This window comes from Leifsonia sp. NPDC102414 (genome assembly GCF_044765685.1).
GTDB lineage: Bacteria > Actinomycetota > Actinomycetes > Actinomycetales > Microbacteriaceae > Leifsonia.
This window is the reverse complement of record NZ_JBIWKN010000012.1, coordinates 1-22,365: the sequence shown is the minus strand read 5'-3', so window position 1 is coordinate 22,365 and position 22,365 is coordinate 1. Positions and strand designations below refer to the sequence as shown.

Here is a 22,365-nt window from a genome sequence, read left to right as displayed (position 1 = left end):
CCGTCTTGTCCTTCGTGTTTTTACTGGTGACGTTCAACGAATCTCCCGGGAACGGATGGTGAGGACAGCAACGGTGGGACGGAGACAACACCCCGGACGGAGGGAAGAGGGGGTCGGACCGTCGACACCGCCGACGCGTGAGAGCTACGCGGTGGGCGCGTCCTCCACGTCACGGTTCCACTCGGACTTCGAGGACTGCCAGCCCTCTTCGTCGGCCCCGCGTCGCCAGTAGCCGGAAATGGACAACTGATCGCGTGTCAGGCCGCGTTCCACCCGCAGGTGGCGGCGGACGGCCTTCACGAAGTGCGCCTCGCCGTGGACGAAGGCGTCCACCGTGCCGACCGGGAAGTCCAGGGCGGAGACGGCCTCTTGGAGCGCGTCGCCGATCTGGCGCTCCCCGCGGTGCAGCCAGACGATGTCGGCGTCGGCCGACGTCCGGATCTCCTGCTCCTCCTCCGGTCCGGAGACCTCGATGAACGCCTTGGCGACCGCTCCTGACGGCAGCGCCTCCAGGGAGGCGCCGATCGCGGGCAGGACGCTCTCGTCTCCGACGAACAGATGCCAGTCGGCCTCCGCACTGGGCGCGTAGCCGCCGCCGGGACCGATGAAGTAGATCTCCTCCCCGGGCTTGACCTTCGCGGCCCAGGGGCCGGCCAGGCCGCTCTCGCCGTGGTAGACGAAGTCCACGGACAGCTCGACGGCGTCCGGGTCCCACCGGCGGACCGTGTACGTACGGGTCTTGGGCCACTGGTCCTGGGGGAAGTCCCGGCGAATGGCCGAAATGTCGAAGGGCTCGGGGTACCGCACCTCCTCCAGCGGGAAGATCAACTTGACGTAGTGATCGGTGTACCGGCCGGCGGTGAACTCCTTCAGGCCCTCACCGCCCAGCACGACCCTGGCCATGTGCGGGGTCACCCACTCGACGCGCAGCACCCGCCCTCGGTGCAGCCTCGACCTGTTGGGCGTCGGGTTGTCGGACATCAAAGGCTCCTTGCCTGCTTCATTGATCAGGACTGCTTCTTCAGCGCGCGAGCCAGAACCGGAGCAAGGTCCGCGAGCGCATCGGAACTCATCAGCTGCATGTGCTGGAAAGGGGTCACGTGCTGTTCGATGTGGCCGCTCACGTACGGGTCCCAGACCTTCGCGAGTCCGGTGGACGCGCCGTCCGGCCCGGCCGCCTCGAAGAAGAGCATGTCGCCGTCGAACTGCTCGGGGGCGGTCGCGCGGCTGATCCTGAGGTTGTTCTCCGTGATGTCGATGAGCGCGGCGACGGTTCGCTCCTCGAGGCTGGCCAGAGTTCCGCCATGGGCCCGGAGGATCTCCAGGATGCGTGGCATCTCGATCGGGTCGTTGCCCGGTTCGGCGTGGAAGGCCCCGATTCCGTCGAACGCGAGCTCCAGGAGGTCTCGTTGGCTGCGCGTGCTGTCCGAGCTGGCGTGTCCTGCGGTGCCGGCGTCGAGCACGGCCAGCAGGGACACCTGCTCGCCTTCCTGCTGGAGGCGGGCCGCGAGGTTGTGGGCGACCTTGCCGCCGAAGGACCAGCCGAGGAGGGCGTACGGGCCGGACGGCTGGATCTCCCGGATCCGGCCGAGGTAGTCCTCGACCATCTCGTCGAGGTCGGCGGGGTACGGCTCGTCCGTGGCCAGACCGCGGGCCTGGAGCCCGTACACCGGGTGTTCCCTCGGGACGTAGCGCAGCAGTCCTGCGTAGCACCAGGCCATGCCGCCGCCGGGGTGCACGCAGAACAGCGGCGGGCGGCTGCCGACCGATCGCAGGTTCAGCACGGGCTCCAGTGCGCTGTCCTGCTCCTCGTCGTCGGCCTGGCCCAGGGTCGACAGGGCGGCCACGGTGGGGGTTTTGAGCAGCTTGTGGATCGAGAGCTTCACGCCCAGGATGGACCGGATGCGGCTGGCCAGGCGGGTGGCGAGGAGGGAGTGGCCGCCCAACTCGAAGAAACTGTCGTCGATGCCGACGGTGGGTACGCCCAGGACTTCGGCGAACAGGCCGCACAGGATCTCCTCGCGCGGGGTGCGTGGGCCGCGTCCGGTGCCGGTCTTCGTCGGTGCGTCGGGTTCGGGCAGGGCCCGCCGGTCGAGTTTGCCGTTGGTGGTCAGCGGGAGCTGGTCGAGGATGACGAACGCTGAGGGGACCATGTACTCGGGCAGCAGACCCGCCGCATGGGCGCGCAGGGCTTCGGCGTCCAAAGGGGTGCCGGCGGTCTCGGCGTTCAAAGGGGTGCCGGTGCTCTCGGCGACGACGTAGGCCACGAGGCGTTTGTCGCCCGACCGGTCCTCACGGGCCACGACCGCGACCTGCGCGAGCCCGGTGAAGCGGCTCAACGCCGCCTCGATCTCGCCGAGTTCGATGCGGAACCCGCGGATCTTCACCTGGTCGTCGGCGCGGCCGACGAACTCCAGCAGGCCGTCGCCCGACCAACGGGCCAGGTCGCCGGTGCGGTACATACGGGTTCCGGCCGGGCCGTAGGGGTCGGCCACGAACCGCTCCGCCGTCAGGTCCGGACGCCCGAAGTAACCGCGGGCCAACCCCGCACCCGCCAGATACAGCTCCCCGGTCACGGCCACCGGGGCCGGCGCCAGGGTCTCGTCGAGGACATAGGCGCGCATGCCGTCCAGGGGGCGCCCGACGGGTATCGGCGCCGGCACCTCGTCAGCCACGTCCCACGGTGCCTGCGTCGCGAACAGCGTCGTCTCGGTGGGCCCGTAGGCGCAGCGCACGACGGTGTCGGGGCAGTGTTCCAGTACCCGCTCCACCGCGGTCGGGGAGATCACATCACCGCCGGTGATCACTTCCCGCACCCCGGCGAAGCAGCCGGGATCCTCCTCCGCCATCACCCGGAACAGACCGGCCGTCACCTGAAGCCCGGTGATCTCCTCCTGCGCGATGAGGCGGGCGAGCGTCGCGACACTGAGATCATCGCCAGGCGTCACCACCGTCCGGCCGCCGTGCAGCAGCGGCACCCACAGCTCGTAGGTCGAAGGGTCGAAGGCGTACGGCGCCACCATCAGCACTCGTTCGTGGGCACCCGTGCCGAACATGCCGTCCACGACGAGGTCGAGGACGTCGCGGTGGGTGACCGCCACGCCCTTGGGACGCCCGGTCGAACCGGAGGTGTACATCACGTAGGCGAGCTGCTCGGGCCGGCTCTCGACGCCCAGGTCACCGACCGGCATACCGGCCAGCTCCTCGTCCTCGTCCACCACGACCATGCTGCTCGCACCCGGTACACCTCGGTCCCGCATGGCGCGGTCGGTCAGCAGGACCGGTGCGGAGGTCTCGTCGACGATCCACTGCATCCGCTCCAGCGGATACCCACTGTGCAACGGCAGATAGAAGGCACCTGCCTTGAGCACCGCGAGGAGCGCGACCACGAGGTCGACCGAGCGTTCCATCAGCACCGCGACCGGCGTCTCGGATCCCACGCCCAACCCGGCCAGTCGGTGCGCGAGTTGGTTGGCCCGCTCGTCCAACTCCCGGTACGACAGCTCCCGTCCGGCACACCGCACCGCCACCGCGTCCGGGGACCGCAGCGCCTGAGTCGCGAAAGCCGCCGGCACCGATGCATCGATCATCGCCATATTCGACTCAGATGACCGATCCTCGACAAAATCAACAGTATCTGCAGCACGCATTGCCAATCACCCTCTTTCGGTTGTGGGGTCGAGCGTGTGTCGCATGGAGAGCTGTCTGAGAGCTCACTGGCCGATGGTGGAAAGGGACACGGATCCCAAGGACGCGAAGGACGCGCTGACGGTGGCGCCGGCTTCGAGGTCGACCGCCGCGGCCAGCGATCCGGCGAGGACCAGGTCGCCCGCGGCGATCCCCTCGCCGAAGGAGGCCAATATGCGGACGAGGCAGGCCACGGACTCCGCCGGGTGCCCCATCACGGCCGAACCGTCGGCCGTCTGAACGGAATCCCCCGCCGTGAACACCATGGTCTCGGTGGCGAGGTCCCGCCCGTCGAAGGGAACGGCGGCGCCCAGGACGGCCATGGCCGACGAGGCGTTGTCCGCGACGGTGTCCACCCAGGCGATGTCCCAGTTCTCGATACGGCTGTCGAGCACCTCCAGGGCCGGGAAGACCTCGGTGGTGACGTTCAGTACGTCCGCGGCCGTCGTACGGGGATCGGAGAGGTCGGCGCCGATCCGGAACGCGATCTCCCCCTCGACCTTGGGTGAGATGAACCGTCCCGGATCGAGGCGGGCGCCGTCGGCGAGAAGCATGCCTTCGGTCAGGAACCCGAAGTCCGGTTGGTCGACGCCGAACATCTCCTGGATGGCGATGCTGGTGGCGCCGATCTTGTATCCGGCGTGCACCGCCCCGTTCTTGTGTTCAAGGGTGCGGAGGGCGCGCTGCACGGCGTAGGCGTCCAGCGCGGTGAACTCGGGATACCGGGCGGAGATGGGCGGTATCGCCCCGCGCTCGTTCTTGGCGTTCCAGAGTTCGAGGGCTATGTGCTCGTGAACGGCGAGTGGATCCTGCAGCATGACTCGTGGCCGAATCGACGTCCGCGCAGGTGATCCGCGCGGCTGTCGCCGTCTCGGCACGCCTCCATTCGGGCCTCGGGAAGTTACTTGGTCGCCACGAACAGCCGGCCGCCCGGCATGATGTTCGAGACGCACTCGACGTCCGAGAAGCCGGCGCTGCGGAACTTCTCCACCCATTGGTCCGCGGTGGGCAGCTTGATGCCCATGAAGTTCGCGTGCAGGTAGGTGAAGAGGGCGCTGAACTTGCGTTCGCGGGTTTCCTGTCCGTACGAGACCGCGTCGACGACGGCCAGGACACCACCGGGTGCGAGTGCCTTGCGGCAGGTGCGCAGCACGTCGTCGAAGACGGATTCGTTCTGCAGGACGTCGTGCATCACGAAGCAGGCCTGGATGACATCGGCCCCTTCGAGCGGACTGGGGTCGGTGATCAGGGACTCGACCGAGCGCTCGATGACCTGCAGTCGGTCGTCGACGCCGGCTCGTCCCGCGGCTTCTCGCGCGGCGGCGCACGCGGCCGGGCTCAGGTCGACGGCGACGCCGGTGCGCCGGTCGTCCTGGTCGAGGAGACCGATGAGCAGTCCGGCGGCGCCCGCGCCGAGGTCGACGACGTGTCGGGCGTTCGCGGCCACGACCCGTTCGACCACGGCGGGGTAGAAGGCGCGGTCTCCGATCCAGCGTGAACTGACCGCCACCCGGCGTCCGTCACGCTGGTGGTCGTCAGCGGCGGAGCCGCTGTCGGAGAGGAAGGCTCGGGCGTTCTGCAGGAACGGGCTGTTGGCGGTCAGCGCCCAGGACAGGTATCCGACCTCGTGCCTCCAGTCCGGGTAGTCGTCGGACGCGCGGTACAGGTCGTTTCCGTCCTCGGCGGTGACCAGCCCGGCGGACGCCAGTGCGTGCACGTACTCCTTGAGGCGGTCCTGGGGAAGGCCTGTAGCTTCGGCCACTTCGGCTGTGCCGAATGTGCGGCCCGAGTCCAGTACCTGGTCGACGCCGATCTCGGCGCCGATCTGGAGCAGTGCGGCGACCGCCGCGTAATCCGCTCCCACTTCGCGTGCGGAATCCAGTTTCACCTTTGCTCCTCGCTTTTCTGAGCGGTCGTCACATGACGTCGTACAGGGAATTCTTCTGGGCGAGGCCCATGGCCACTTCGATGATGGCGTCCTCCTGGCCGGCGACGACTCCCCTGCGGCCCAGCTCCATCAGGATTTCCCGCGGGTCCACGTCGAAGCGCTCGGCGGCGCGGCGTGTGGGTGCGGCGAATCCGGAGAAGACGCCGGCGATACCGCTCGCGATGGTGACGCTGTCGTTCGTCGGAATGCGCTTGACGAATGTGGATTCCGCGAGATCGGCCGCGTCGAGTGCCGCGTACAGCTGGAGCCTGGTCTCGATCTGTTCCAGGTGCAGGTTCGCCGCGACGAGTTCCAGCGGGGCGTTGCCGGCTCCGGCGCCGAAACCGCGGGCCGTCACGTCCACGATGGTCGCGCCGGCCTTGACGGCGGCCATGCTGTTCATGACGGAGAGGCCGAGGTTGTTGTGGCCGTGGAAGCCGATCTCGATGTCGAGTTCCTCGACGAGCGCTCCGACCTTTTCCTCGACGGCCGCCGGTGTGTAGGCGCCTGCCGAGTCCATCAGGATGACCGCGTGTGCGCCGTACTCCTGGATGAGTCGTGCCTGCTCGATGAGCGTCCTGGTCGATGCCATGTGGCTCATGAGCAGCATGCCTTTGACCGTGACGTCCATGTCGCGGAGCATGGTGATCTGTTGGCGGGTCACGTCCGCTTCCGTGCAGTGTGCGCCGACCCTGACCTCGTCGACGCCGCAGTCCAGTGCGGGCTTCAGGTCGCGTTCGACCGTCGCGAATCCGGGGATGGACAGGACGCCGAGCCGGGTCTGCTTCAGCTGGGCGCGGGCGGCTGTGAGCATCTCCTTGTCGGTCAGTGCGGCGCGTCCGACCTGGATGGACGAGGCGCCGAGGCCGTTGCCGTGCCCGACCTCGAGGAGGTCCGCGCCCGCGCGTTCGGCGGCCTCGGCGTAGGCGACGATGTCCGCGTGGCCCAGTTGGTGCGCCACGGCGTGATTTCCGTCCCGCAGGGTCGTGTCGCAGATCGTGAGCTGCCGCTCGGCAGGGGTGTTCATCGGCGTGCCTCCGCTCGCCCCTCGGCGACGGCCACGGCCGCGCAGGTGATGACGTCCAGGTTCCCGGCGTAGCGCGGCAACCAGTCGCCGAGTCCTTCCACTTCGATGGTCACCATGATGCGATCGCCGGTGGCGACGGGCGGGACGACGACGCGATAGCCCGGGACGTAGGAATTGATGCGCTTCTCCATGGTGTCGACGGAGACGCGCAGGGCTTCCATGTCGACGTTCTCGGAAGCGGGGACCGCGATGGTGTTCCGCATGACCATTCCCGGCTCTGCCGGGTTGATGACGAGAATGGTCTTGGCGGTGTCCACCCGGCAGAATTCATGAGTGGCATGCTGAGTGGTGAAGGCGTATTCATCAATGTTGGCCCTCGTCGCGGGGCCGACGCTCGCGGATGAACTGGCTGTGGCGATTTCCAGGTATCCCAGGCCGCCGTCGGAGGCGTCGCTGAAGCAGCGGGCGATGGGAACGGCGGCTTGTCCTCCGCAGGTCACCATGCTCACGTTCTGCTCGGTGAGGCACTCCTCGAGGTTCAGGGCCGGTACGCAGAACTTGCCGAGGTGCGACGGGGTGAGGTCGACGACCGGAATGCCCAGTCCTTCGAGGATGTTCCAGTTGTGCACCGCGTCCTTTGCCGAGGTCGCGTCGAAGACGAGATCGATGCGGTCCGCGATGTCGGCGACGGCGTCGATCCCGCCGGCGGTCGTCGGGATCCCGCGAGAATCCGCGAGTTCCATGCCCGGAGAGCTGATACGTCGGCCGGCGAACGAGTCGCACCGGAGTCGGGGCGATGCCATGACCTTGAGCAGCAGGTCACAGCCGATGTTTCCCGTGCCTATGATGGCCACGCGAAGAGGATCAGCAAGGGAATCTTCTTGTGGGTGCATTCACCTAACCTCTATCCGCAGTCTCGATGCTGTGGGCGTCGGACCGGGTTCGGCCGACGAGATGCGTACGGGGGGCCTGCGCTATTTCCTGCTGCCGCGTGGCGGGGACCGGGTCGACCGGTTCGGCGCTCCAGCCCGCTCGGCCCAGTTCCACGACGATCCGGCCGGCACGCTGCGCCGGCACGGCGAAAGTGATGGAGAAGGTTCCTTCCTCCGCGGAGTACCGCGGCACCACGTCCTCCGCCTCCACGTGGAGGGTCTTGAGCGCGTCGAGCAGGCGCACCAGTTGTCCCGGGCCTTCCGCGACGGGAACCTCCACGTGTGTCTCCCCGTCGGCGGGCTGCCGGTCCTGGACCGCCGCCAGTCCGGCGGCGCCCCTGTTCAGCAGGTCCACCATCGGCTCCAGTTCCCGGCTTCCCAGGTCCCGCGGTGCGGTGGACATGTCGTCGAGCGTGGCCAGGAGGGTGGTCAGGTCGTCGCTGAGTTCGCGGAGCACCGCGGCGACGGCCGGTGCGTTGGCCTGGAGGATGTCGCTCCACAGTCCGGTGTCCCTGACGGCTGTCCGGGTCACGTCGCGCAGTCCTTGCCCCGCGAGCCGGACCGCCTCCCGGGGGCTGTGCTGAAGTCGCGCGGCCATGAGGCTGGCGACGAGGTGAGGGGCGTGCGACGTCAACGCCACCGCGTTGTCGTGCGCGCGACTCTCCATGATCACTGGGACTGCGCCGCACAACGCGATCATTTCGAGCGCTCGGTTCACCGCGTCCTGTGACGTCGACTCCGAGGGGGTCAGGACCCAGGCACGGTTCTCGAACAGATCCGCGCGAGCGGCGAGCGGGCCGCAGTGCTCGCGGCCGGCCAGGGGGTGTCCGCCCACGTAACTGGACGGGGTGTGCGCGGACTTCCGGATGTCCCGTGCCAGCTGCGCCTTCACACTGGCCACGTCGGTGTAGCTCCGGGCCAGCCCGCGTGCCTGCATCTCGGCGAGTACGTCGCCGACCGCGCCCGGGGGGACTGCGATCACCGCCAGGTCGACCGGGTCGTCCCAGGCGGCCACCACTCCCGCGCCGAGCGCGGCGGCGGTGCGAGCGGCCACCTCGTCCTTGTCGAGCAGATGCACTGTCGTGCCATGTCGACTGAGGGCCAGGCCGATTGAGGTGCCGATCAAGCCCGTGCCGACCACAGCCATCGTTCGTATCATCGTTACCTCCTTCAGCCTGTGGGTGGCCGTAGGCCACCGAAGGGTTCACCCGGCCGACGTGGCCGGCCCGCCCGCATCGGGGCGCGAGGGCGGGGTCGGGGTCGGGTCAGTAGCCGAATTCCGCCCAGCGCATGCCGTCGGCGGAGGGCACGAGGCCGCCGTCCCGCAACGGGCCTTCGTCGTCGTCGACGTCTCCCAGCGCGGCATGGACCTGGATCTTGGCGCCCTCTTCGAGGACCGACTGGACGAGCGTCGAGTCGAACAGGTCGCGGTCCGTTCCGCTCTCGCCCGCGGGCCGGTCGGCCAGCTCGGAGAACTCCCGGAAGGTGGATTCGCGCTGTTCGGTGTAGGAGGTGGCGTTGACCAGTCCGCTTTCGTGCGAGGCTCCGCCGCCGACCAGTTCGACGAAGGACTCGAGTCCGGGTGCCGAGCTGTTCATGACCTTCTTGGCGGTCCAGAAGTACGAGTCCTCGTCCTGGTGCATGTCGTAGAACGCCACCAGGAAGTCGTGGAAGAGCGAGTACTCGTTGCGGTACCGGAGTTCGTACTCCTCGAAGCACTTCGTCTCTTCGAAGTCGCCGCTCAGAGACGAGTTGATGGAGCGGGCGGCCAGAAGTCCGCTGTAGGTGGCGAGGTGGACGCCGGAGGAGAAGACGGGGTCGATGAAGCACGCCGCGTCGCCGACGAGGACCATGCCGGGGCGCCAGAAGGTGTCCTGGCAGTACGAGTAGTCCTTGCGGACGCGGATCTCGCCGTAGGGTCCGCTCTCCACCCGACGTGCTTCGGAGAGATACTCGGCGATGAGCGGACATTCGTCGATCAGGCCCATCAGGGCCTTCTCCCGGTCGCCCTGGACCCGCTCCAGAGCGTCGCGCCGCAGGACCGCGCCGACGCTGGTGAGCTCGTCGGTGAGCGGGATGTACCAGAACCAGCCGGAGTTGAAGGCGGCGCAGAGTATGTTGCCGGAGTTGGGGGCGGGAAGCCGCTTCCCGCCCTCGAAGTAGCCGAAGAGCGCGATGTTCTGGAAGAAGTCCGAGTAGTGCCGCTTGCCGCCGATGCGGCTCTGGATGCGGCTCTTGTTGCCGGAGGCGTCCACGACGAAGCGGCTGCGTATCTCGTGGCGGATTCCGTCGGCGTCGCTGTAGACGACCCCGCAGACGCGGCCGTCCTCCTCGATGACGTCCACCACGGAGCTCTTCTCGCGGACCTCGACTCCCTTGGCGCGCGCGTTGTCCAGGAGGATCTGGTCGAACTTCATCCGTTCGACCTGGTAGGCCAGGGAGGTCGGGCCCGAGAAGGTCGCGGAGACGGAGAAGGAGAAGGTCCACGGCTCGGGGCTGCTTCCCCACCGGAAGGTGCCGCCGCGCTTGGGCATGAAAGCGGCCTTCTCCAGTTCCTCCGAGACACCGAGGAGCCGGCAGATTCCGTGCACCGTCGAGGGCAGCAGGGACTCCCCGATCTGGTACCGGGGGAATTCTTCCTTCTCCAGGAGAAGAACACGGTGACCCTGCATGGCCACCAGGGTGGACACGGTGGAGCCACCCGGCCCACCACCGACGACAACGACATCGAACTCGTGGTCTTCGACTTGCATGACGCCTTCTCCTCAAGAGTGTGTTCAGGGGAATGAAAGATGTCCGTGTCAGGCCCGCGCACCGGAGACGAACGACCGCAGGGTGCGTGCGGCGGCCAGGTCGGCACAGCCGGCCAGGAGGAGGGCCTCCTCGAGTTCCGTCCGCAGGAGCGAGAGCACCTGAGCGACGCCCGGCGCCCCGGCTGTGCTCAGCCCCCACAGCACGGGACGCCCGATCAGGACCCCGTCAGCACCCAGCGCCAGTGCTCGCAGGATGTCGGTGCCGCTGCGGACACCGCTGTCCATGAGGACCTGGCACTGCCCGGCCACCGCTTCGACCACCCATGGCAGCGCGGTGATGCTGGGCAGTGCACCGTCCAGCTGCCGGCCGCCGTGATTGGAGACCACCAGGGCGTCGGCGCCAAGTCGGACAGCCTGTTCCGCGTCCCTGGGATCAAGGACGCCCTTGATCACCAGGGGGAGTCGGGTCTGCTCCCGGAGCCACTCCAGGTCGGACCAGCCGAACGTGGAGTCGAAGGCGAGCTTCGTGTGCGCGGCCACGGCCGACGCGCCGGGCCGGCGGGAGTGCGCCGCGGAGGGGCCGTCGGGTTCGAGGTTGGCACTGCGGATCCAGGACGGGAGCGCGAACTCGTTGCGCAGGTCGCGCAGCCGACGGCCCATGATCGGGACGTCCACGGTCACCATCAGCGCCTGGCAGCCGACGCGTTCGGCGCGACGGATCAGCTCGACCACGCGGCCACGGTCGTGCAGCCAGTACAGCTGGAACCACAGGGTCGCCCCGACCTCGGCGATCTCCTCCAGCGCGTGGCTGCTGATCGTGCTGACCACGAAGGGCACCTGCGCCGCCGACGCGCCCTCCGCGGCGGCGAGATCGCCCTGCGGATGCAGCAGACGCTGGTACGCCATCGGCGCGACGGCGAGGGGCAGCGCTGCCGGCGTGTCCAGGAGCTGCGCGCCGGTGTCGGTCGTCTTGACGCCTGCCAGCACTCGGGGCACGAGGGACACGCTGTCCAGGGCCGCACGGTTGGCGTCCAGGGTTGATTCCGTGCCGCTGCCGCCGGCGATGAAGTCCCATACCTCGGGCGCCAGCCGCGCGGCGGCCGACTGTCGCAGATCCTTCACGCACACGGGCTGCGTTCCCGCTGTGTCGACCACTCCCCCGGACGGCAGGGCCATTACTTCTCAGCCCCCTCTTCGACCCGCTGCCGCTCGACGGCTTCGTAGAGCGCCTTGATGTTCCCGCTCCCGAAGGTGCGAGCCCCCAGACGCTCGATGACCTCCAGGAAGAAGGTGCCGAGCGGGTGGACCGAGGCGGTGAAGATCTGGAACAACTGACCGTCGTGGTCCTCGTCGACCAGTACGTCCAGTTCCCGCAGCCGGGAAACGGAGTGCTTGGCCAGATCCACGGAGAGCAGCCGGTAGTAGGCGTCCGGAGTGCTCAGGAACGACACACCCAGCGACTTGAGCAGGCCCACCGACTCCACGATGTTGTCCGCCGTGAAGGCGATGTGCTGGACGCCGGCCCCGCCGTGGTTCTTCAGGAACTTGTCTATCTGCCCCGGCTCCAGCGAGGTGTCGGGTTCGATCAGCGTGAGCGTGACAGAGCCGGATCGACTCTGGACCACCTTGGAGTCCATCGCCTGACTGCCCACGACGATGCGCTCTTCGAAGATCATCCGGAAGTCCAGGACCTTCTCGTAGAACTCGACGGTGGACGCGAGCTGCCCTGGTTCGAGGCAGACCGCGAAGTGGTCGATCTCGCCCAGGCCACTGTCGAACCGGGCACTCTTCTCCGGAACCGCCGAGAAGCCCGGAAGGGTCCGTGCGTCGGTGAGCGCGGGACGCTGCACGAAGGTGTGGATCACATCTCCGAAGCCCCTGATCGAGGCCGTGACGAGTCCGTCCCGCTCGGCCGGTTCCGCCACCGCCGCCGCGCCCCGGCGCACCGCCTCGGTGAAGGCCCCGGCGGCATCGGAGGTGGTGAGCGCGATATTGGCCACCCCGTCACCGTGCTGCTCGACGTACGCGGCCGCGGGGTGGTCGGCGCCCCGCGCCGTCGTCAGCACCAGCCGGATCTGATTCTTGCCGAGCGCCACCGAACGGATGGCCTCGTCCGAATCCGCCGTTTCGGAAGCTCCGTAGATCTCGAACCCATAGCTGTCTGTGAACTGCGCTGCGGCCACGGCCATGTCGTGCACGTAGAACTCGACATGGTCAATGGAGAGTTCATCAAAAATGGACACGTTAGAATTCGCCATTTGCTTCACTATCCCGATTGACTGTGGGCGGGAACCCGGGTCGGCGAGAGCGGGGAGGGTTCACGCCACCGAGTTCATGTGCCGTACGAGGCTGTGCGGTCGCATTTCCTTCCAGTTCGAGTCGATGTAGTCGATGCACGATGCGCGGTCATCCGCATGCACCGCGGTCCAACCGGCCGGCACCTCGGCGAACTTCGGCCAGAGCGAATACTGCTTCTCTTCGTTGACCAGCACGAGGTACTCGGCCTCGGGGTTTTCGAAAGGGTTGGTCATGGCCTCGCTCCTTCTGCTCCTCACGGGTGCACGGTTTTCAATTCGCCGGGGCGGCATTACTTTGATCTCTGCGGGGCAACTCTCGATGCGCCGGTGTCGGCACGATATCCCTCGACTTGATGCGGCCGCACGGGACCAGAGTGATCCTCAAGCGGACCTGGATTCGAATTCGAGGACGCCGGCCGTACTGGAAGTGCGATCCAGGACCGCTCGAGATCCGGGCTTCCCCACCGGATCGCGGAGTGACCGCCCGTGGCCGCTCCCTTAATGTGACTGCGGAGATGCCGGAATCATCATTCCGCGACGATCCCGTGTCGTCCGAGGCCTTGCATTCCGTGACGATCACGCGTCATCCGGGCCGCCCATTCCGCAAAGATCATCCGCGTCGCTGGTCCCCCTGAACTTCGCGCGGTCTCAACACCGAAAGAGGGTGATTGGCAATGCACACCGCAGATGCTGTCGATTCTGTCGAGGGTGCGTCGTTCGAGTCGCACGTGGCGCCGGTCGGCGACTCGGTGCCGGCGGCTTTCGCGGCTCAGGCGCTGCGGTCGCCGGACGCGGTGGCGGTGCGGTGTGCCGGACGGGAGCTGTCGTACCGGGAGTTGGACGAGCGGGGCAACCAACTCGCGCACCGAATGGCCGGGTTGGGCGTGGGGTCCGAGACGCCGGTCGCGGTGCTGATGGAGCGTTCCGTGGATCTCGTGGTCGCGCTCCTCGCGGTGCTCAAGGCGGGTGCCTTCTATCTGCCGTTGCACAGTGGGTATCCGCTGGAGCGGATGCAGTGGATCGTCGACGAGACCTCCGCGCCGGTCCTGCTGACCGACCGCGCCACGCGGGACCGCGGTGTACCGGGTGCGAGCAGCGTGGTCGTGGTGGACGAGGACGAGGAGCTGGCCGGTATGCCGGTCGGTGACCTGGGCGTCGAGAGCCGGCCCGAGCAGCTCGCCTACGTGATGTACACCTCCGGTTCGACCGGGCGTCCCAAGGGCGTGGCGGTCACCCACCGCGACGTCCTCGACCTCGTCGTGGACGGCATGTTCGGCACGGGTGCCCACGAGCGGGTCCTGATGGTGGCGCCGTACGCCTTCGACCCTTCGACCTACGAGCTGTGGGTGCCGCTGCTGCACGGCGGCCGGACGGTGGTGACGCCCGGCGATGATCTCAGTGTCGCGACGCTCGCCCGCCTCATCGCCGAGGAATCGATCACCGGGCTTCAGGTGACGGCGGGCCTGTTCCGGGTGATGGCGGAGGAGGATCCCGGCTGCTTCGCCGGGGTGCGGGAAGTGATCACCGGCGGTGATGTGATCTCCCCGAACGCCGTCCAGCGGGTGCTGGAACACTGCCCCGACACGGTCGTGCGGTCGACGTACGGGCCCACCGAGACGACGCTGTTCGCGACTCAGGCACCGTGGGACGTGGCTGACGAGGTGCCGGCTCCGATACCCGTCGGACGCCCCCTGGACGGCATGCGGGCCCGTGTCCTGGACGGCGCTCTGCAGGCGGTTCCGGCAGGGGGCACCGGGGAGCTGTATCTGGCGGGTGCGGGGTTGGCCCGCGGCTACTTCGGGCGCCCGGACCTGACCGCTGAGCGGTTCGTGGCCGACCCCTACGGCCCCGCCGGAGCCCGCATGTACCGCACCGGCGACCTGGCCCGCTGGTCGGGCGACGGCCTGCTGGAGTTCGTCGGCCGCGCCGACGACCAGGTGAAGATCCGCGGCTTCCGCATCGAACTCGGCGAGATCGAGGCGGCGTTGAGCCGCTTCACCGGGCTCGCGCAGGTCGCGGTCGTGGCCCGTGAGGACCGGTCGGGCGACAAACGCCTCGTGGCCTACGTCGTCGCCGAGAACACCGGCACCCCTTTGGACGCCGAAGCCCTGCGCACCCATGCGGCGGGTCTGCTGCCCGAGTACATGGTCCCCTCAGCGTTCGTCATCCTCGACCAGCTCCCGCTGACCACCAACGGCAAACTCGACCGGCGGGCCCTACCCGAACCAGACGCACCGACGAAGACCGGCACCGGACGCGGCCCACGCACCCCGCGCGAGGAGATCCTGTGCGGCCTGTTCGCCGAAGTCCTGGGCGTACCCACCATCGGCATCGACGACGACTTCCTCGCACTCGGCGGACACTCCCTCCTCGCCACCCGCCTGGCCAGCCGCATCCGGTCGACCCTGGGCGTCGAACTTGCGGTACCGACCCTCTTCGAGGCCCCCACCGTCGCCGCCCTCGCCGACCGGCTCACGGAGGCGGACGCGGCCAGGCCCGCGCTGACCGCGATGGAGCGTCCCGCGAGGATCCCGCTGTCCGCCGCGCAGAACCGTCTCTGGTTCCTCAACAACCTGGAGAGGACGAGCGCCACTTACGTCCTGCCGCTCGCCGTACGGCTTTCAGGTGATCTCGATCGAGCGGCTCTGGAGGCGGCGATAGTCGACGTGATCGGCCGGCACGAGACGCTGCGGACGGTGTTCCCGGAGGTCGACGGGGAGCCTCAGCAGCTCATTCTGGAGCCCGACCAGGTCCGCCCCGAGCTGCCGGTGGTGGAAGTCGAGGCCGCGAACCTTGACGAGGCACTTCGAGCCGCCGGCAACACCGCCTTCGACGTCACCGTCGATCTGCCGCTGCGGGCCCGTCTGTTCACCACCGGTCCGGAGCACCACGTCCTGCTCCTGATCCAGCATCACATCGCGAACGACGGCTCGTCGCTGGCCCCGCTGGCCCGTGACATCAGCCTTGCTTACGCCGCACGGTGCGCGGGTACGGCCCCGACCTGGTCGCCCTTGCCCGTGCAGTACGCGGACTTCACGTTGTGGCAGCGCGAGCTCCTCGGTTCGGAGGACGACCCCGGTTCCCTCATGAGCGAGCAACTGGCTTTCTGGAAGGCCGCCCTGGACGGCATTCCCGACCAGTTGGAGCTGCCCTTCGACCGTCCTCGTCCGAAGGTGGCCGACTATCGCGGCGACACGGTCCCCATCCGGATCGACGCCGACCTGCACCGTGCCCTGCTCGGTCTGGCCCGGGAGAGCAACACCACGCTGTTCATGGTCCTCCAGGCCGCCCTCGCCACCCTGCTCAGCCGGCTCGGCGCGGGCTCCGACATCCCCCTCGGAACCCCGGTCGCGGGCCGCACCGACGAAGCACTCGACGACCTCGTCGGCTTCTTCGTCAACACCCTGGTCCTGCGCAACGACACCTCCGGAAACCCGACCTTCCGAGAACTCCTCGCCCGAACCCGCGCGACCGACCTCGCCGCCTACTCCCACCAGGACGTCCCGTTCGAACGCCTGGTGGAGATCCTCAACCCGGAGCGTTCGCTGGCCCGCAATCCCCTGTTCCAGGTCATGCTGGTGATGCACAGCACCGCGGCCCCCGTGTTCGAGCTGCCCGGTCTGTCGGCCGTCGCCGAAGACCTCACCAAAGACGTGACCAGCTTCGATCTGACCTTCAATTTCTACGAGGTCGCGGACGGCGCGGGGGAACCCGCGGGACTCGACGGCTTCCTGGAGTACCGGACCGATCTGTCCGACGCGGGTACCGCGAAGCGGTTCATCGAGGGTCTCCGGCTGCTGCTGGCGGCCGTCGCCGAGCGACCCGACCTTCCGATCAGCGCCGCCGAGCTGCTCTCCCCGGCCGAGCGGAGCGAACTGCTCACCGAGGGAGCAGGGGGGCCGGCACCTGAACACCGTTTCTTCAGCGACCTGTTCCAGGAGCAGGCGGCGCTCCGCCCCGACGCGCCGGCGCTGGAGCACGAAGGCACCGTGCTCACCTATGCCGAGTTGAACACGCGGGCCAACCAGGTGGCCCGCCTGCTGATCGCGCACGGGGTCGGCCCCGAGCAACTGGTGGCGCTGGCGGTACCCCGGTCGGTGGAGATGGTGGCGGCACTGCTGGGCATCCTGAAGGCCGGCGCCGCTTTCCTGCCCGTCGATCCGGAGTACCCGGCGGACCGCATCGCGTTCATGCTCGAGGACGCCGCCCCGGTCCGCGTGCTCACCAGCCGGGAGATGGCCGGACGGCTCCCCCGGGGTGGCCCGGCCGCCGTGGTCCTCGACGACCCCGCGACCCTCGCCGGACTCGACGGCGCCGATCCCACGGACGCCGAGCGGACCGCCCGGCTCCGGACCGACGGACTGGCGTACACCGTCTACACGTCGGGCTCGACCGGCCGTCCCAAGGGCGTGGCCGTCACCCACCGCGGTATCTGCGCGCTGGCCGCCACCGTGGCGGAGAAGTACCAGGTCCGGCCGGACGACCGGGTCCTGCAGCTGGCCTCGATCAGCTTCGACATGGCGTTCGAGGACTTCATCCGGGCGTTCTGCTTCGGCGCGACCCTCGTCGTCCCCTCCCCCGGCCCCCTGGTCGGAGACGCTCTCGGCGACTATCTGGAGCAGCGCCGGATCTCCTGCGCCGACATGCCGCCGAGTGTGCTCGCCACCCTGCCGGCGCGGCCCTTCCCCGCCCTGCGGGTGCTGAGCGTCGGAGGCGAGGCGTGTCCCCCCGCCCTGACCGCGCGCTGGGCGGACGGACGGCGGATGCTGAACCTCTACGGGCCGACCGAGTCGACGATCTCGGCGACGGCCAGCGAGCCGCTGTCCGGTACCGATGCGTCCGCCTCGACCCCGATCGGAGCCCCGGTGAGGGGCGCCCGGGCGTACGTCCTGGACGAGCGGCTGCGGCTGGCTCCACGAGGTGTGCCGGGTGAGCTGTACATCGCGGGCACGGGCGTGGCCCGGGGGTACCTGCGTCGCCCGGGCCTGACGGCGGAGCGGTTCGTCGCCGATCCGTTCGGATCGGCCGGCAGTCGTATGTACCGCACCGGTGACCTGGTGCGGTGGCGTGGTGACGGCCAGCTCGAGTTCGTCGGCCGGGCGGACGACCAGGTGAAGATCCGCGGCTTCCGCATCGAGCTGGGCGAGATCGAGGCGGTGCTGGGTCGTCACCCGGCGGTGTCACAGGTCGCGGTCGTGGTGCGGGAGGACCAGCCGGGTGACAAGCGCCTGGTGGGCTATGTGGTGGCCGAGGCCGGGAGCGGTGGGGCGGGCGCGGACGCCCTGCGTGCTCACGCGGGCGGATCGCTGCCGGAGTTCATGGTCCCGTCGGCGTTCGTGGTGCTGGACCGTCTGCCGTTGACGACGAACGGCAAGCTGGACCGGCGGGCTCTGCCGGCGCCCGTGTACGAGGCGGGGGTGAGCGGTCGTGCTGCGCGGACTCCACTGGAGGAGATTCTGTGCGGACTGTTCGCCGAGATCCTGGACGTCCCGGCGGTGGGTGTCGACGACAGCTTCTTCGAGCTGGGCGGCCACTCGCTGCTGGCGACCCGGGTGGTCAGCCGGATCAGGTCGGTGCTGGGTGTCGAGCTGGCGGTGCGGACCCTGTTCGAGGCGCCCACGGTCGCGGAGCTGACGGGTCGGGTCGCGGAGGCGGAGGCCGGTTCGGCCCGGCCGGCGCTGACCGTGGTGGAGCGTCCGGAACTGGTTCCGCTGTCGCCGGCGCAGAACCGGCTGTGGTTCCTGAACAAGCTGGAAGGCCCGAGTGCCACCTACAACGTCCCGGTGGCGTTCCGGATCACCGGAGACCTGGACGCGGATGTCCTCGAACAGGCGCTGAACGACGTGGTGGTACGGCACGAGAGCCTGCGCACGGTCTTCCGGGAGATCGGCGGGATCCCGGCCCAGACAGTACTGGCGGCGGACGCCGTCGACCTGACACTGCATCACGTCCGCTGCGACGAGGAGGACATCGCCGCGACACTGCGGTCGGCCGGGCAGTACGTCTTCGACCTGTCCGCCGAACCGCCGCTTCGCGCCACACTGTTCACCGTCGGCCCGAGGCAGCGGGTGCTGCTGCTGCTCATGCACCACATCGCCAGTGACGGCGCTTCGATGGGGCCGCTCGGACGCGATCTGGAGACCGCGTTCGGCGCCCGGCTCCAGGGACGGGCCCCGACGTGGCCCGTACTTCCGGTGCAGTACGCGGACTACACCCTGTGGCAGCGCGATCTCCTCGGCGCGGAGGAGGACCCCCACTCCGTGGTTCGCAAGCAACTCGCCTACTGGCAGGAGGCGTTGGAAGGCATCCCGGACCGACTTGAGCTGCCCTTCGACCGCCCCCGGCCCAAGGTGGCAGGCCACCGCGGCGACATGGTTCCCCTCCACATGGGCCCCGAGCTGCACGGCAGGCTCGTCGACCTGGCCCGGGCCACCAACACCACGGTGTTCATGGTGCTCCAGGCCGCCGTCGCCACGCTGCTGAGCCGCCTGGGCGCGGGGTCGGACATACCGATCGGCACCCCGAGCGCGGGCCGCACCGACGAGGCGCTCGACAATCTGGTCGGCCTCTTCCTCAACACGCTCGTGTTGAGGACCGACACCTCGGGCAACCCGACGTTCCGGGAACTTCTGGAGCAGGTCCGCAGGACGGCGCTGACCGCCTACATGCACCAGGACGTGCCGTTCGAGCGCGTGGTCGAGGCCGTCAATCCGACGCGCTCACTGTCCTGGCATCCGCTCTTCCAGGTCATGGTGGTCCTGCAGAACACCGGTGGCCAGGAGTTGTCGCTGCCCGGTCTCGCGACGAAGGCCGAGGACGTCTTCAGCACCCGTACGGCCAAGTTCGATCTTGGCTTCATCGTCAACGAGCACTACGAGGCCGACAACCGTCCGGCCGGGCTCGACGGGATGCTGGAGTACAACACCGACGTCTTCGAGCAGGAGACCGCAGAACGGACGGTGGCACAGCTGGTGCGGGTGCTGACACAGCTCAGCACCGCTCCCGACCGCCGGATCGGTGAAGCCGATCTTCTGTCCGAGACGGAGCGCGTACGGCTGATGGAGTTGTCGGCCGGCGCGGAGGCTGGTGAGGGGCTCGGGGCTGCTTCGGTACCGGCGGCCTTCGCGGCCCAGGCACGGCGCACGCCGGACGCGGTGGCCGTGCGGTGCGCCGGACGCGAGCTCTCCTACCGGGCGTTGGACGAGCAGGCCAACCAACTCGCTCATCGTCTGGCCGGGTTGGGTGTGCAGCGGGAAGCGCCGGTCGCCGTGCTGATGGAACGCTCCGTCGATCTCGTGGTCGCGCTCCTCGCCGTGCTCAAGGCCGGAGCCTTCTATCTGCCGTTGCACAGCGGGTATCCGCTGGAGCGGATGCAGTGGATCGTCGACGAGACCTCCACGCCCGTACTGCTCACCGATCAAGCGATGCGCGACCGCGGGCTGCCCGTCGCCCCCGTGACTGTGACAGTGGACGACGACGCGGAACTCGCCGGCCTGCCCGTCGGTGACCCAGGTATCGCAAGCCGGCCCGAGCAGCTCGCCTATGTGATGTACACCTCCGGTTCGACCGGGCGTCCCAAGGGCGTGGCGGTCACCCACCGCGCCATCCTCGACCTCACCGTCGACGGCATGTTCGGCGCGGGTGCACACGAACGAGTCCTGCTCCTGGCCTCGTACGCCTTCGACCCCTCCACCTACGCCTTCTGGGTCCCCCTCCTGCACGGCGGACGCACCGTCATCACCCCCGAAGGCGAACTCGGCGTCGCCGAACTCGCCCGGATCATCACCGAGGAACGGATCACCGGCCTCGACATCACCGCCGGACTCTTCCGCCTCATGGCCGAAGAAAACCCCCGCTGCCTCACAGGAGTACGCGAGGTCATCACCGGCGGCGACCTGATCTCCCCCACCGCCGTACGCCGAGTACTCCAGCACTGCCCCGACACCATCGTCCGCTGCGCCTACGGCCCCACCGAAACCACCCTCTTCGCCACCCAGGCCCCCTGGACCACCACCGACACGGTGCCCGCACCTATACCCGTCGGACGCCCCCTGGACGGCAAGCGAGCCTACATCCTCGACACCAACCTCCAGCCCGTCCCAACAGGCGTGACCGGAGAACTCCACCTCGCCGGCACCGGACTGGCCCGAGGCTACTTCGCACGACCGGACCTCACCGCCGAAAGGTTCGTCGCCGACCCCTACGGCCCCGCCGGAACCCGCATGTACCGAACCGGCGACCTCGCCCGCTGGTCCCCCCAAGGCCTCCTCGAATTCGCCGGCCGAGCCGACGACCAAGTCAAGATCCGCGGCTACCGCATCGAACTCGCCGAAATCGAAGCCGTGTTGAGCCGTGCTCCGGGGCTGGCGCAGGTCGCGGTCATAGCGCGCGAGGACCAGCCGGGAGACAAGCGTCTCGTCGGCTATGTGGTCGCCGATCCGGGCCGCGGCGGGCAGGTGGACGTCGAGACCCTGCGCGCGCAGATGGCGGATCAACTGCCGGAATACATGGTTCCCTCCGCGTTCGTGGTGCTCGACCGGCTCCCGCTGACCACCAACGGCAAGGTCGATCGGCGGGTCCTGCCCGCTCCCGACCTGCCGACGACGGCCGGCACCGGACGCGGTCCGCGCACCCCACGGGAAGAGATCCTGTGCGGCCTGTTCGCCGAGGTCCTGGGCGTGCCCACCGTCGGCATCGACGACAACTTCTTCGCACTCGGGGGACACTCGCTCCTGGCGCCTCGGCTGGTCAGCCGCATCCGCACCATCCTGAACGTCGAACTCCCGGTGACCGCCCTCTTCGAGACCCCCACCATCGCCACGCTCGTGGGGCAGTTGGACCGGGCACCGGGGTGCTCCTCCGGGGACTCGTTCGGGGTCCTGCTTCCCCTGCGCACCGAGGGGGATCTCGACCCGTTGTTCTGTGTCCATCCGGCGATCGGGCTCAGTTGGGCGTACTCCGGCCTCTTGCGGCATCTGGATCGTCAGCAGCCTCTTTACGGCCTGCAGGCCCGTAAGTTCAGCGATCCGGACGCAGCGGCACCCGGTGTGGAGGAGATGGTCGAGGACTACCTGAACGAGATCCGTTCGGTTCAGCCCTCCGGTCCGTACTCCCTCCTCGGCTGGTCCTTCGGCGGCATCGTGGCTCACGCGATCGCGGTGCGCCTGCAGGAGGAAGGCGAGGACGTCGCGCTGCTCGCGATGATGGACAGTTACCTGCCCACCGACGGCTGGGAGAGCGGGCGGTTGTCGTACGACAGCCCCGAGGTACTGGGTGCCATTGCCGAGTCCATCGGACATGACCCGACGTCACCCGACAGTCCCCTCGCCGGTCTCGGCACGGATGGGTTCTCGTCATTGGTCGAAGTCTTCGTGGATATCGCCAACTTGAGCGAGCGCATCAATGTCGGCAAGTTCATGGGCGACATCCTGTTCTTTGCCGCGGCCGCCGACAAGGCGGGCAGTGAACCCGCTCCCGATGTCTGGTCCCCGCATACGAACGGACGCGTCGAAGTACACGCCATCGACTGCGTGCACGGGGCTATGACCCAGCCCCGCCCGCTGTCCGACATAGGACAGATATTGGCTGCGAAGTTGGCCGGTAACGCGGGAAAGCAGGGCAAGGCCTGAGTTCTTCCCGCCCCGTTTCGGGGTGTTGTCTCCGTCCCACCGTTGCTGTCCTCACCATCCGTTCCCGGGAGATTCGTTGAACGTCACCAGTAAAAACACGAAGGACAAGACGG

Annotated in this window: 12 protein-coding genes; 1 reads left to right on the top strand and 11 read right to left on the bottom strand. The window is 68.5% G+C overall.

Annotation, left to right across the window (positions count from 1 at the left end; genetic code table 11):
* Window positions 1-144: 144 nt before the first annotated feature.
* From ACIRCZ_RS20485 to ACIRCZ_RS20435, 11 genes are all read right to left on the bottom strand, one after another.
* Window positions 145-981 carry a siderophore-interacting protein gene (locus ACIRCZ_RS20485; protein ID WP_402856814.1) on the bottom strand — a complete coding sequence of 279 codons (837 nt, stop codon included), beginning with the start codon at window positions 979-981 and terminating at the stop codon, window positions 145-147.
* A 26-nt stretch (window positions 982-1,007) separates the two neighbouring features.
* Window positions 1,008-3,590 (bottom strand): amino acid adenylation domain-containing protein, encoded by a 2,583-nt coding sequence (locus ACIRCZ_RS20480; RefSeq protein ID WP_402856812.1) that lies wholly within the window; start codon window positions 3,588-3,590, stop codon window positions 1,008-1,010.
* A gap of 123 nt (window positions 3,591-3,713) precedes the next feature.
* Window positions 3,714-4,505: a 2-keto-4-pentenoate hydratase gene (locus ACIRCZ_RS20475; RefSeq protein WP_402856809.1), complete on the bottom strand. Its 792-nt coding sequence runs from the start codon at window positions 4,503-4,505 to the stop codon at window positions 3,714-3,716.
* 83 nt (window positions 4,506-4,588) lie between these two features.
* Window positions 4,589-5,575 (bottom strand): class I SAM-dependent methyltransferase, encoded by a 987-nt coding sequence (locus ACIRCZ_RS20470; RefSeq protein WP_402856806.1) that lies wholly within the window; start codon window positions 5,573-5,575, stop codon window positions 4,589-4,591.
* 28 nt (window positions 5,576-5,603) lie between these two features.
* Window positions 5,604-6,641 (bottom strand): 4-hydroxy-2-oxovalerate aldolase, encoded by a 1,038-nt coding sequence (dmpG, locus tag ACIRCZ_RS20465; RefSeq protein WP_081220149.1) that lies wholly within the window; start codon window positions 6,639-6,641, stop codon window positions 5,604-5,606.
* Complete coding sequence (locus ACIRCZ_RS20460; protein ID WP_393199689.1) at window positions 6,638-7,495, bottom strand: acetaldehyde dehydrogenase (acetylating); 858 nt, start codon at window positions 7,493-7,495, stop codon at window positions 6,638-6,640. Before ACIRCZ_RS20460 ends, dmpG begins: the two co-directional genes overlap by 4 nt.
* A 43-nt stretch (window positions 7,496-7,538) precedes the next feature.
* Complete coding sequence (locus ACIRCZ_RS20455; RefSeq protein ID WP_402856802.1) at window positions 7,539-8,720, bottom strand: prephenate dehydrogenase; 1,182 nt, start codon at window positions 8,718-8,720, stop codon at window positions 7,539-7,541.
* Window positions 8,721-8,838: 118 nt separating this feature from the next.
* Window positions 8,839-10,326, bottom strand: a complete 1,488-nt coding sequence (locus ACIRCZ_RS20450) for a tryptophan 7-halogenase (RefSeq protein ID WP_081220146.1) — start codon at window positions 10,324-10,326, stop codon at window positions 8,839-8,841.
* Window positions 10,327-10,374: 48 nt separating this feature from the next.
* Window positions 10,375-11,502: an alpha-hydroxy acid oxidase gene (locus ACIRCZ_RS20445; protein ID WP_081220145.1), complete on the bottom strand. Its 1,128-nt coding sequence runs from the start codon at window positions 11,500-11,502 to the stop codon at window positions 10,375-10,377.
* Entirely contained in the window at window positions 11,502-12,584 is a 1,083-nt protein-coding gene (gene hppD, locus ACIRCZ_RS20440; protein WP_393783058.1) for a 4-hydroxyphenylpyruvate dioxygenase, read from the bottom strand. The genes ACIRCZ_RS20445 and hppD overlap by 1 nt, the downstream gene beginning before the upstream one ends.
* 60 nt (window positions 12,585-12,644) lie before the next feature.
* Window positions 12,645-12,857 (bottom strand): MbtH family protein, encoded by a 213-nt coding sequence (locus ACIRCZ_RS20435; protein WP_351432703.1) that lies wholly within the window; start codon window positions 12,855-12,857, stop codon window positions 12,645-12,647.
* Between the two features lie 440 nt (window positions 12,858-13,297).
* On the opposite strand from ACIRCZ_RS20435, the gene ACIRCZ_RS20430 reads away from it, so the two are divergent.
* Entirely contained in the window at window positions 13,298-22,252 is an 8,955-nt protein-coding gene (locus ACIRCZ_RS20430) for an amino acid adenylation domain-containing protein (protein ID WP_402856797.1), read from the top strand.
* The last annotated feature ends 113 nt before the right edge of the window (window positions 22,253-22,365 follow it).

Coding starts and splice junctions, on each gene's coding strand:
- ACIRCZ_RS20450 (WP_081220146.1), bottom strand. CDS start 10,326: ATGCAAGTCGAAGACCACGAGTTCGATGTCGTTGTCGTCGGTGGTGGG.
- ACIRCZ_RS20485 (WP_402856814.1), bottom strand. CDS start 981: ATGTCCGACAACCCGACGCCCAACAGGTCGAGGCTGCACCGAGGGCGG.
- ACIRCZ_RS20435 (WP_351432703.1), bottom strand. CDS start 12,857: ATGACCAACCCTTTCGAAAACCCCGAGGCCGAGTACCTCGTGCTGGTC.
- dmpG (WP_081220149.1), bottom strand. CDS start 6,641: ATGAACACCCCTGCCGAGCGGCAGCTCACGATCTGCGACACGACCCTG.
- ACIRCZ_RS20480 (WP_402856812.1), bottom strand. CDS start 3,590: ATGATCGATGCATCGGTGCCGGCGGCTTTCGCGACTCAGGCGCTGCGG.
- ACIRCZ_RS20430 (WP_402856797.1), top strand. CDS start 13,298: ATGCACACCGCAGATGCTGTCGATTCTGTCGAGGGTGCGTCGTTCGAG.
- ACIRCZ_RS20445 (WP_081220145.1), bottom strand. CDS start 11,502: ATGGCCCTGCCGTCCGGGGGAGTGGTCGACACAGCGGGAACGCAGCCC.
- ACIRCZ_RS20455 (WP_402856802.1), bottom strand. CDS start 8,720: ATGGCTGTGGTCGGCACGGGCTTGATCGGCACCTCAATCGGCCTGGCC.
- hppD (WP_393783058.1), bottom strand. CDS start 12,584: ATGGCGAATTCTAACGTGTCCATTTTTGATGAACTCTCCATTGACCAT.
- ACIRCZ_RS20475 (WP_402856809.1), bottom strand. CDS start 4,505: ATGCTGCAGGATCCACTCGCCGTTCACGAGCACATAGCCCTCGAACTC.